Raw genomic sequence first — 12344 nt, forward strand, 5'->3', positions numbered from 1 at the left:
CAGGCCCCGCCGACCGATTGCAAGCGGTCGGCGGGGCCATTGTGGCCCTTGACAGTGGATTGGGTCATATGAGCGAGAGGGGTCCTGGTATGGCAAGGTGACGTGAAACAAGGCGGCGCTGACCTTCTGGTCGCGCCGCCGAAGTTGAACGTCAGATTGCCATACCAGGACCCCTCGCAGCGTCGAGAGGACCGCCGTTCGGTAGAACGGCGGAACTAATTGTTCAGCATGCGGTCAAAGCTTCCCGAGTCGCCATCCCGATAGTCGGCGGTCATCAGAATCTCCTGCGGAATTCGTCCACCCTCACGCAGCACGTTGCGGAATTGCACGCGCGTGACCATGGGCAGGTCCTTGATCGTAGCGGCCAGGTTCTGCGGCACGCCCTGGTTGGCAGCCGCGGGCTCGCACTCGCCGCCCGCCTTCACGCGACGCTTATGCTCGGCAAGCATGGCGCGATACATTCCGGCATGCAGGCGAATCTCAACGACGTTGGCGTTGCGGGCCTGCTCGACGATGCGCGCACCCTCTCGATCGATGTCACCCACGTAGTAGACGTAGTTAAAGCGGTAGCCGATCTCGGCCAGATAATCATCCAGCGCATGAGAGACACTCGCCTTGCAGCCGCCGCCAAAGATCACGCCGCCCACCTTAGTGCCAAAAAGCTTGGCATGTTTGCGGCCACGCAGAAGCTTGACGATTTCGTCGTAGGTATCCAGGTTCTCGACCATAATGAACGGCTTGTCGGCGCCCAGCGTAAAGAAACCCGTAAAGTGCACCGGGCGGTTGGGGGCGACCTTGATCGCCTGCATGCTGATGCCCTTTTCGGTCATACGCCTGATCAGGCGCTCACCATGCTTGCCGTCAAAAGCTTTTTCGTCATTGAAGATCTGGTAGGCGCGCTGGCGACGCGAGGCAACCGGCGTATCGGCACCGCGGTTCTGTTCAATCCATGCCTGGATAATCGCAATCTCCTCGGCGATTTTGCGATTGGACATTTCGTTGTGCTGAGCGCGCTGCGGCGTCTTTTTACCGTCCTTGCCTTCAACCCTTACAATCTGGGTCTGCTGCTCCTTGATCTTGGAGAGCGCCGTAGGCGTGGGGACAACCTTGAGCAGCTGCCTGCCCAGAACGCGGGCCAGGGCAAATGCCGAGACCTCGCCGTGGACGGTCGGCTCAGACCGCTGGGCAGCATTATCAGCTGCGGCAGGCTCAGCCTGTGCATGGGGCTTACGCTTGGAATCTGCCCGGGTATTACGTTCCTGCTTGGGCGCAGACGAGCGCTTTTGCGGACGATCAGACTTAGTCTCCTTCGCTGGCTGGTGCTTGACCTGATCCACCGGAGTCTCGGCCTTCTCATCTCTGTTTTGTGTCGCCGCCTTCTCGGCCGCGGCCTCGGCATTTGAGCCACGACCGCCGCGGTGACGGCGGCGACGGGGCTTGCTTGAGGAGCTCTCCCCCTCCTGCTTATCAGCGGACTGTCGAGCTTTGGCCTCGATGTCAGCCGCAGGCTGCGACTCGGAAGGTCGCTGCTCGCGAGTCGCCGGCTCAACGGTTTTCTCGGCTTGTTCGATCTTCTCGGCCTGAGCGGTCGGAGCTGGCTCGCCCTTCTCCTGACGCTTTACGGGATACGCGCGTCCCGCAAACCCGCGGCCGGGACGACACGAACCCGGAGCCCTCTTGGCAGACTCCTCTACATCGTCTGCAACCTCGAAAGGCTCTTCAACCTCATGCGCGACATCCTGCTGCGCAGTCTTAAAGTGAGCACCGCGACGACGCTTGGGCTCTTGGGCCTCCACGGGCTTTTGCTCCTTCGCGGGCTTCTGCGACTCGGCAGCAACCTCGGTCTCAACAGCCTCGGTATCAAGTTCATCCTTTTGAGCAACGGCGCGACGGAAGCGCTCCTGCTGAGCGCGGCGTTGCGCATCGCGCTTGCCGCCCCCGCCAAAGCCGCCGCGACCCGCCTTGGCGGTAAAAGCGCGAACGACGTTCTCATCGAGCAGCTCATCGGTATCGATATGCTCGCGCGAAGCAGTTTCTTCCACGGTAGCCGTCTCAACGGAATCCTCAGCACCAGCCTCTTCGGTAGCCTCGACAGGATACTCCTGGACATCGCGAATCTCGGCATTGATGGTATAGAACGCTGGGCGCCCGTTAACGCCGCTGCCCTCGATCTTGGTCACAATCTTTGCCGCGATAAGCTCATCGCGCATCGCCTTGGTGTCACATTCCTTATCGACGGAGCGGAAAATCTGTGCCAGCGCGCTCGACTTAATCTTGAGTGCCTTGCGGCAGAGCAGGTCGTAGGCAACCAGCTTTGCCCGCTCGGTAGAAAGCGATGTTTGTCCGCTCAGACGCTCAGCCAGAGCATCGACATTTTGTTGGTTATCGGAATATACCGTCTTGGCCACGGGGCCCCTTTCATATGTACACATATACGTCTATATGGTACAACGCACGCCCTTGTCCACGCAAAACATCTGCGAGAACACCCTTGCATCACCTGTTCTCACAAGAAAAAAGACCGGGTCCGCTTGATTGCGGACCCGGTCTTTCCGAGTCATATAGATGTGACGTTCGATTCGTAAGGTCGATTACGCCTTAGCGGCCTCGGCGTCGGCAGGAGCCTCAGCGGCAGCGGCGCGACCGTACTCGGCCTTGCCCATCTCGGACCACTCGGGCTCCTCGTCGGGCATGGAACCGGCCTCCTTGCCGAAGAACTCCTTGAGGCAGTTGACGGCGACGATGAGGCCCAGGACCATCAGCAGGACGGCAAAGACGAGTTGCAGGCCCTTGGTAGCGGCAACGGAGACGGCGGCCGTGGTGGCGGTAGCCGGGATGGTGCCGAAGAAGCCGTAAGCCTGGACGGCGGTCATGCAGCCCATGGCGCTCTGGACCAGCGAGGTGAAGGTGCAGCAGAGCAGGAAGACGACGGGCACGTAGAGCATCCAACCCTTGCGGCCGGTGCACTTGCAGAACACGGCGAGGGTGATCATGGTCATACCGCCGAGCAGCTGGTTGGAAGCACCAAAGAGCGGCCAGATGTTGGCATAGCCACCAAAGGCGAGGGCGAGACCGGGAAGCAGGGTAACGACCGTGGCGAACCAGGGGTTGCCGAGGACCTTCATGTAGCCGGCCTTGGACTCGATGGCCAGGGCATCGTTAGTCTGGGCAAAGAACTCGGAGAACGAGGTGCGAGCGATGCGGGCGACGGCGTCGAGCGAGGTCAGGGCCAGAGCGGAGACGTTCATGGTCATGAAGACGGTAGCGAGTGTGCCGTCAACACCGAAGGCCTGCATACCGCGGGAGATGCCAGCGGCGAAGATCTGGAACGGGGTGGAAGCGACACCGGCGTTGAGGGCGCCCGTACCGGCGGTGTTCATGTCGGAGAACATGATGCCGGCGACGATGATGGCAAGGATGCCGACGAAGGACTCGACGATCATGGCGCCGTAACCGACCTTGACGGCGTCCTGCTCCTTCTCGACCTGCTTAGAAGAGGTACCGGAAGAAACGAGGCTGTGGAAACCGGAGAGAGCGCCGCAAGCGACAGAGACGAACAGGACCGGGAACATCATGCCGGAGGCACCAGAGAAGCCGGTGAAGACCGGAGCGGTCATCGTAGCCTGGCCGTTAACACCCAGGACAACGATGCCGAGGACAGCGCAGACGATCATGACGATCATCATGATGGAAGTGAGGTAGTCACGCGGGGTCTTGAGCATCTGGATGGGCATAGCGCCAGCGAAGACCAGGTAGACCATGACGACGGCGAACCACTGGAACTTATCCAGGTAGACCGGGAACTGCATACCGACGGCGAACATGAGAACCATGAGGACCACGCCGGTGACGAACTCGGCAGCGCCGGTGAGGTTGAACTTCTTCTGGGCCCAACCAAAGGCGATAGCGACGAAGGTGAACAGGATGGAGATGGTACCAGCGCAGCCGGCGGCATAGGACTTGGTGAAGTCGACGGCACCGGTAGCAGCGCCAGAAGCGTCAACGACCGGAGTGAACATGAACGTCTTGCAAACCATGTCGGTGAAAGCGGCGATGACGATGATGCAGAACAGCCAGCAGAACAGCAGGAACAGACGACGGCCAGTCTTGCCGATGTACTTCTCGATGAGCTGAGCGAGCGACTTGCCGTTGTTCTTCATCGAAGCATACAGGGCGCCAAAGTCGTGGACGGCGCCAAAGAAGATGCCGCCGACGAGGACCCAGAGCACGACGGGCAGCCAGCCAAAGGTCATGGCGACGATCGTACCCGTGACGGGGCCAGCACCGCAGATCGAGCTGAACTGGTGCGAGAACGCGGTGAAGGCGGAGACAGGCGAGAAGCTCTTGCCGTCCTTCATGCGCTTGGCCGGCGTGAGGGCCTCTTTGTCAACGCCCCACTTGTTGGCCAACCAGCGGCCGTAGCCCAGATAGCCGCAGGCGAGCACCGCCGCAGCCACAACCATGAGCAAAACTCCGTTCATTACATTTCCTCCTCTAAAAAGAACTTCCTAGACATAAAAAATGAGGGCCGTCGGTTGCGCTCGACGGCCCTCATCTTCATCAGCCGCCCGTTATCGTACGGGCTAGCTGTATGTGCTAACCCGCATCAGATAATTACTACGCTGATAATGTTTAGCTGATGCGTGAACATGTCTAAGAAATCCTCTTCAATCATGATGTGAACGATCCGTGCGTGTTCACATCCCCCAGTGGTTGAAAAGGAGTATGAAACTTTAGTTACCTAAAGTCAACGCAAATTTGTAATGGATTTTCAACTTTTTTGAATTTCTCGTTATAAAACGCCACTGACCTCGGACTTTACCCAACAAAAGTTTTTGCATGGGAGATACCCCTCGGGAGCCGCGGGAGCCGGGCGGCGCATATGAACTTTCCTGCTCTACAGTCCTGCGCAAGACGGGAAGCACATTAAGTGCTTTCCTTTGCGTGCGGAACTCGCGATAAAGTTCATATGCGCCGCCCGGCTCCCGCGGCTCTCAGGGGCTCCCATCCCAAATGCGGAGCAAAGCTCCGCACACCATCTTTTTCTTTCAGCTAAAGCACGCCGGAAATTCGACGCAGCTGGCTAACCTTGCCGGACGTTGTCGACGCCAAACCAGCTCAGAAGCTATATCGATACAGAAAGGTCCCCGGACGGAGGGGCCGGATATAAGGTTTATCGCGAGTTCCGCACGCAAAGAAGGCCACTTAATGTGGCCTTCGTCTTGCGCAGGACTGTAGAGCAGGAAACCTTATATCCGGCCCCTCCGTCCGGGGACCGCGCCGTACCAGCTACAGCGTCATGTTTGGATCGGCGTCGACGTCGAACGGCGAGATTTCTCCTCGGTCGAATTTACGGCGGGCAACCTCTGCGATCATGGCGGCGTTGTCGGTGCACGCCGAAAGCGGTGGCACCGTTACGCGGATCCCCTGACGCCCAAGCTTCTTGATCATCATCTCGCGCAGATGCGGATTAGCCGAGACGCCGCCGCCGATGCAGTATTCCTTGCATCCGGTGGCATGCAGGGCGTTTTTGGCCTTCTTGTACTGAACGTCAAAGACGGCTGCCTCAAACGAAGCCGCCAGATCGGGCAGGTGAATCGTGCGCCCGGCCTTGGTCTCCTGCTCGATGTAGAGCGTCACGGCCGTTTTAAGACCCGAAAGCGAGAAACGATAGTCTCCCCTGCTGTTAAGCGCGCGAGGAAAATCGATCGCGCGGGGGTTGCCCGTCTCGGCCAGCTTGGAGATGATGGGGCCACCGGGATAGCCCAGACCCAACGCCTTGGCTACCTTGTCGAAGGCCTCGCCCACAGCATCGTCGAGTGTCTCACCAAGTACCTCGTAGTCGCCCCATGCCTTCACGTGCACGAGCATGGTATGACCGCCCGAGACGAGCGTGAAGATAAACGGCGGCCTGAGATCGGGCTGCGCCAGCAGGTTGGCGAACAGATGGCCCTCCAGATGGTTGACGCACACGAGCGGCTTGCCGGCGGCATAGGCAAAGCCCTTGGCGAAGGCGACGCCCACTACCAGAGCACCCACCAGGCCCGGACCCTGCGTCACGCCAACAGCGGCGAGTTCGCTCGGCGCGATGGCTCCACCCTCAAGACCAAGCGATGCTGCGGCATCCTCGAGCGCCGCATCCACGACACTCACAATCACCTCAACGTGTTTGCGCGAGGCGATCTCGGGCACCACGCCGCCAAAGCGGGCGTGAAAATCAATCTGTGTCGACACCTGGTTGGCCAGCATATTGCCATCCGCATCGATAATCGCCACGGCCGTCTCGTCGCAGGAGCTCTCGATAGCGAGCACTAGGCGGCGGCGCTCAATTTCGGCACGCTCCCCCTCGGAGCGCCCAGGCGCAGGCAGCGGCCATACGCGCTGCTCTGCCGCCGTCGGCTCGGGCGAAGCATTATCGACCGGAAGCACCAGGGGCAGCGGAGCCGTCATGACGATGGCGTCCTTGCCGGCACCATAGTAGCCGCGGCGACGGCCAGCCTCGGTAAAGCCCAGAGCGTTATAAAGCGCGGTCGCTCCCTCGTTACCGTCCTCGACCTCGAGCGAAGCCGTAGTGCAGCCGAGCATCTGGGCATCATAGCTCACATGCGACAGCAGCTTGCGGGCAATGCCCTCACGGCGATGTGCCGGGTCGACGGCGACATCCAGAATCTGCACATCACCGTCCACGACCATACCGCCGGCAAGGCCCAGCAGCTTGCCGTCGTCGTGTGCCACCCACCAACTACGCGGCGCAGCGACGTCCTCGCCCAGTTCGGACAGGAACATGCCCGGCGTCCACGCCTCGTGTCCGGCACCTTCAAAGCAGGCAGCCTCTAGCGCGCTCGCGCCCTCGGCATCCGCCGCGCCCATGGGACGGAACTGCAGATGACGACCGGCGAGCTCATCGGCAACGCCCGTAATTTCGCTCTGTGCACTCTCAGCAAGACCAAGACGCTTGCGCTCGTTTTCCTCGGCATCCGAAAGGCGCGTGTAAATCGGCAGGACGCGAGCCGGATCGCCGTCACCCGCAGCGTGCGCGAGCAGCAAGCCCTCGCCCGAAGGCCACCACAGGTCTCGCTCCACGCAGCGGGCGGTCTCGTCCTCACCCAGCAGCTTGCCATAGCGCACGAGACCGTCACCGGTCAGCTGAACCTGATCCCAGTCCGCTGCTCGGCGCCACTCATCGAGCGCCACGGCGGCCTTGACCACGTGTTCGCGCTCAAATTGACGCTCGAGACCCTCATCGACCAGCATATACAGCGCCGGATATACCTCACCGCGCATAGCATCGGCCAAGATACCAAGCTTGCCGCGCACGCCAGCCTTCCACGCCGTCCAAGCGCAAGCGTCGAGCGTCGACACGCCCAGCAGCGGAACATTGGCACCACGCGCGAGGCCCTTGGCAGTGGAGATGCCGATGCGCACACCCGTAAAGGACCCCGGGCCGCGGCCGACCACATAGCAACCAACATCGCTGCGATCCAGACCGGCTTGAGCCAGCACGCCATCAACGGTATTCACGAGCTCAACGTTGGCGTGACGGCGACACATGCGGTCGCCACTCACGAGCTTCGTCTCGCCCGTCTGCCCATCAATCCAGCTTGCCGCGCAGGCAAGCATGTCGGTCGAGGTATCGAGCGCCACCACCAGCGCGTTGTCGTTATGCAAGCTCATCTTGTACAGCCTTATCAATCAAATGGGAAAGCTCCATTGCGCGGTCACCGTGCGCCTCAAGCGTTATCGTTCGCACATCGCTGTCGCCCTCATCACGCTTGAGCGTCACCGAAAGATACTCATCCGTCAGCTCGTCCTGGAATTGTTCGCCCCATTCCAGCAGGCAAGCACCCTCATAGCCCAGCACATCGAAAATGCCCGTATCCTCGAGCTCGTAGGCATGCTCCAGGCGGTATAGATCAAAGTGAAACAGCGGAATACGACCTTGATCGTGAACGGCCATGAGCGCAAACGTAGGGCTCGTAACCATATGCCCATCGCCCAGCCCGCGCGAGACGCCCTTGGTAAAGTGAGTTTTGCCCACTCCCAGGCCACCGGTCAGGATGAGCACATCGCCGTCCTCAAGGCACGGTGCAATTAGCTCGCCAAAGTACTCCGTATCGGCAGCACAAGTCGTTTTGTAAGTACCTACCCCCAGGCGCTCCAGGGACATATATGCTCCTTATTATTCCGAGGCGTCCTCTGGCGCGGGATGTCGCTCCAGATAGTCGCCCAGCATCTTAAAGTCTTCCTCCAGTAGCTCCTGCCACGCCGGATTGCGTAGCGCCGCTGCCGGATGGAACGTGGGCATTACCACAAAATGCCCCATCTGGTGGAACCTGCCGCGCAGCTTAGTAATGCCGATCTCGGTCTTAAGCACAAAGTGCGTCGCGGGATTGCCGAGCGTCACGATGATATCGGGCCAGATGCTTCGAATCTGCTCACGCAAAAACGGCGAGCAAGCCAGCACTTCCTCGGGACGCGGATTGCGGTTTCCCGGCGGGCGGCACTTAAGCACGTTGGCAATGTAGACGTCTTCGCGTTTGAGCCCCGCCAGCGACAAAATGCCGTTGAGGTCCTCGCCTGCCGCCCCCACAAAGGGCTCGCCCTGCAAATCCTCATTGCGGCCCGGCGCCTCGCCAATAAACATCACGCGAGCGTGGGGGTTTCCCACGCCAAACACGATGTTATGGCGCGACTGGTAAAGCTGGCAAAGGTGACAATCGCCCAGAACGGCCTCGATCTCCTCGAGTGCGACCTCACGCGGCGTCTGATGGCTATGGCCGGGGATGTGCATGACGCCCATAGCGACTCCTACACGTAGACCTTGTCGAGACGCATACCAAAGCCGCAAGCGACCTCGTAGTTAATCGTGCCGCGTAGGCGCGCCATCTCGTCCATGGTAATCTCGGCATCTCCATCGCGGCCGACAATGATCATCTCGTCACCATACTCGGCCTCGGGAATCTCATGTGCTGGGTTGGACTGAATGGCGACCATAAACTGGTCCATGCAGATATTGCCCACCTGACGCACACGCTCGCCGCGATACAGCACGTCCATACGATTGGAAAGCGTACGCGAAAGGCCATCGGCATAACCGATCGGAAGGGTGCAGATCTGAACGCGCGTGCGCGGTACGCGGTAGGTAAAGCCGTAGCCCACGCCCTCGCCCATCGCAGGATGCGCCACGCGCGTCACACGCGCGTGGACGCTCATGACGGGATCAAGCTGCATCACGCGACCACTCAGCTCACATGGCTGCAGACCATACAAACCGATGCCGGCACGAATCATGTCAAAGTGCATTGAAGAATCGAGCATCGAGGACGGCGTATTGGCACAATGCACGATACCGCATTCAAAACCTGCGTCCTTAATGGCCTGAACGGCCTCGGTAAAACGCTGGCACTGCAGCTTGTAGTCCCAACCCGAAGGTTCATCGGCCGTGGCAAAGTGCGTAAATACGCCGTCGCACTGGATGCCGCGATGGAAACTGATGCCGCGTACAAAGTCGAGCACCTGTGTGTAGTGAACACCGATACGATTCATGCCCGTCTCGATGGCAAGATGGTACTTGCCCACCTTGCCCGCCGCGACGGCGCATTCGCCATACGCAAGAGCAAAATCGGACGTATAGACCGAGGGCATGATATCGAATTCGAGCAATGCAGGAATAGCCTCGATAGGCGGCTCACTTAGAATCAGGACGGGCTTAGTAATCCCGCCCTGACGGAGCCCAACGCCCTCGTTAACCGTCGCCACGGCAAACATGTCGGCACCAGCCGAATACATGATCTTGGCACACTCAACAGCTCCATGACCATAAGCATCGGCCTTGACCACGCAGCACAGGCGCTGACGCGGATTCAACAAGTTCTTATAGGCCCTCGTGTTGCGACGGAGCGCCCCGCGGTCGATCTCGACCCAGGACCAGCGCGTCAAATCGGCTTTATTCATGATTAGTCATCCGACCCTTCGTCCATGATTCCCAGATCTTCGAGCGCATCCTTTGCCGCCAGCTCCATGGCAGGACCGATCAAGTCGATAAGATCGGTCGCGATAACGCTCTTCTCACCATACTCCGTCGCCGCAGCAAAACCGGCGTAGCTGTGAAGTGCAACGGCGTACGAATACAGCAACTCCCAACGATCCATCTCGTCGCGCATGGTGGCAAGCGTGCCGGCCAAAATACCCGCGAGAACATCACCCGAACCGGCAGTTGCCAGAGAAGCCGGACCCGAGAGCGGCAGCAGCACGCGCTCAACGCCACAGATAGCCGTCGTCGGCCCCTTGGCAATGACCACCAGATTGTCGGAGCCTGCAGCCCAGACAACCTTCTGCGCGGCCGCAATCGCGGTACCAAGGTCGTTCACCTCGTCACCGGCAACCAGGCGCGAAAGCTCACGATAGTGCGGCGTCATAACCAACGGCTGCTCGCGGCGATACATCTCGGGGTTACTATCAATACCGTCAATGGCAATCTTAGCAAGGCAGTTGAGTGCATCGGCGTCCAAAATTAGCGGTACATCAAGCTCGAGCAAGCCCGAAACCACCTGCATAGCGCCGGCAGACGTCGTCATACCGGGACCGCACAGCACGCAGCTGTACTTCTTTGCGATCTCGCACACCGTCATGCGCGCAGCGGCGCCAAAGGAGCCGCGGGAATCAGACGGAATAGCAAAGACCGGAATCGAAGGAAGTGCCATGCGAATGAGATTGGCGCAGGCGTCAGGAGCCGCGACTGCCACGTAACCAGCACCCGCGCGAGCTGCAGACTTGGCCGCCATAATGGCAGCACCAGGATATTGCGCAGATCCGGCGACAATAAGCACAGAGCCACGGGAATACTTATCGATATTCGATGGTAGCGGAGCAAAGTAATCAACTAAGTCACCGGGCTCGACAATCTCGGCGGCGTGGTCGACATCATCGATGACCTCGTCAAGACGGTCGTAAAGATTGCCGCAGATCAAATCGCCAGCATACTCAGGACCATCAGCGCTATACAGACCAATCTTGGGCGCAATCATCGTCACCGTGCGCTCGGCACGAATGCAGTCGTCATCAACAACGCCCGTCTCGGCATTCAGGCCCGAGGGGACATCAATGGATACGACACAATCGGCGCATTCATTGACCGTAGGAATCCAAATGGAGAACGGCGCACGCAGATTCCCGTGGAAACCGGTACCAAAAATGGCATCGACAACAACATCGGCCTTATCGATCAAAACCTCGAGTTCGTCACGCGAGGGACCGACGCAAACGTGCACATCGCGGCCGGCAGTTCGACGAGCAACATGACGTGCCAGAGCAGCAGGAATCTCATCCGGCTCAACCGGAGAAACGATATCCACGTCCACACCCTTGTGGCTCAGGATATCGGCGGCAACCCAACCGTCGCCGCCATTATTACCAAAACCGACCAGAACGAGAACCCGATCGGGATTGAGCTTCAAGACCTCGTTGGCAGCAAACTCACCCGCTAGCTCCATAAGCTCGGCCTTCGAAGTCCCTTCGCGTTCGATGATATCCTCGAGACGAACGACTTCTTCGGTACTCAAAACCGGTTTCATCTATGCTCCTAGCGTATCTTGCGAAGCATCGCCCAGGTGCTCCGTCAATGCTGAATTCTGCAGCTGCTCGAGCTCATCTAATACAGAGCGAGCCTCTTTAAATGTCTGCGCAACGCGTTTCTTGGTGCTCACCTTTTCATCTTTTGGCTTAGGCCGAGCATCTTCGGTAATCGCGATGGCATTCGCAACGGCCAAGTCTCCCGTAAGCGTAATGGAAAGAGCGACCTCAACAACACCCAAATCCTGGGCGATTTCGAGAGCACGACCAGAAAGCAGAGCCTTCGGTTTGCCGAGTTTATCACGCGTTACCGAAACATCCTTGCGACCCACGCCTTGACTAAAACCCGTGCCGAGAGCTTTAAGCACCGCCTCGCGCGAAGCAAAGCGGCTCGCATAGTGAGCAGCGGGACGCGATGATGCATCGCAATACGCACGCTCTTCTTCGGTAAACACACGCCGAGCAAACGACGGCGTCTTTTCAAGAATTGATTTCATGCGGGAAATCTCGACGATATCAACGCCGATACCAGCTTCAGCCATGTTCACCTCCATATCGCACAGACTAAGTTATTGTAGCCCGTTCACAGAAGATGCGACAAACGAGGGTTATAAAACACAGCTACTATGTGAGACAAATTGCCCGAGATACAAAAAAGGGGGAGGCCGCGAGGCCTCCCCCTTCTACAGTTTCGATGACGGCTCGGTGCCGTCCACCGGTCAGCGGCGCCCTGGCCTCCCACGGGCTGGCCCCGCAGTACTCTCGGCGCGATG

The 12344-nt window shown here is 59.3% G+C and carries 8 protein-coding genes; all 8 read right to left on the bottom strand.

All coding sequences use genetic code 11. The features are described 5' to 3' along the window. Nucleotides 1-215 precede the first annotated feature (215 nt). Nucleotides 216-2408 (bottom strand): hypothetical protein, encoded by a 2193-nt coding sequence (locus PMW67_RS09220; RefSeq protein WP_271739607.1) that lies wholly within the window; start codon nucleotides 2406-2408, stop codon nucleotides 216-218. Between the two features lie 183 nt (nucleotides 2409-2591). Further along, nucleotides 2592-4481, bottom strand: coding sequence for a carbon starvation CstA family protein (locus PMW67_RS09225; RefSeq protein WP_271739608.1), 1890 nt, complete (start codon nucleotides 4479-4481; stop codon nucleotides 2592-2594). 808 nt (nucleotides 4482-5289) lie between these two features. Then, entirely contained in the window at nucleotides 5290-7674 is a 2385-nt protein-coding gene (gene tsaD, locus PMW67_RS09230; protein ID WP_271739610.1) for a tRNA (adenosine(37)-N6)-threonylcarbamoyltransferase complex transferase subunit TsaD, read from the bottom strand. Beyond that, the gene (gene tsaE / locus PMW67_RS09235) at nucleotides 7661-8167 is read right to left on the bottom strand and encodes a tRNA (adenosine(37)-N6)-threonylcarbamoyltransferase complex ATPase subunit type 1 TsaE (protein ID WP_006235849.1); all 507 of its coding nucleotides are present in this window, start codon (nucleotides 8165-8167) and stop codon (nucleotides 7661-7663) included. The genes tsaD and tsaE overlap by 14 nt, the downstream gene beginning before the upstream one ends. A 12-nt stretch (nucleotides 8168-8179) precedes the next feature. Then, entirely contained in the window at nucleotides 8180-8800 is a 621-nt protein-coding gene (locus PMW67_RS09240) for a uracil-DNA glycosylase (RefSeq protein WP_118377320.1), read from the bottom strand. An 8-nt stretch (nucleotides 8801-8808) separates the two neighbouring features. Next, complete coding sequence (alr, locus tag PMW67_RS09245; RefSeq protein WP_089573672.1) at nucleotides 8809-9954, bottom strand: alanine racemase; 1146 nt, start codon at nucleotides 9952-9954, stop codon at nucleotides 8809-8811. 2 nt (nucleotides 9955-9956) lie between these two features. Continuing rightward, the gene (locus PMW67_RS09250) at nucleotides 9957-11573 is read right to left on the bottom strand and encodes an NAD(P)H-hydrate dehydratase (RefSeq protein ID WP_082435564.1); all 1617 of its coding nucleotides are present in this window, start codon (nucleotides 11571-11573) and stop codon (nucleotides 9957-9959) included. Then, nucleotides 11574-12113 carry a holo-ACP synthase gene (acpS, locus tag PMW67_RS09255; RefSeq protein WP_117798369.1) on the bottom strand — a complete coding sequence of 180 codons (540 nt, stop codon included), beginning with the start codon at nucleotides 12111-12113 and terminating at the stop codon, nucleotides 11574-11576. Between the last annotated feature and the right edge of the window lie 231 nt (nucleotides 12114-12344).

Source organism: Collinsella aerofaciens (assembly GCF_028209395.1).
GTDB lineage: Bacteria > Actinomycetota > Coriobacteriia > Coriobacteriales > Coriobacteriaceae > Collinsella > Collinsella aerofaciens_AZ.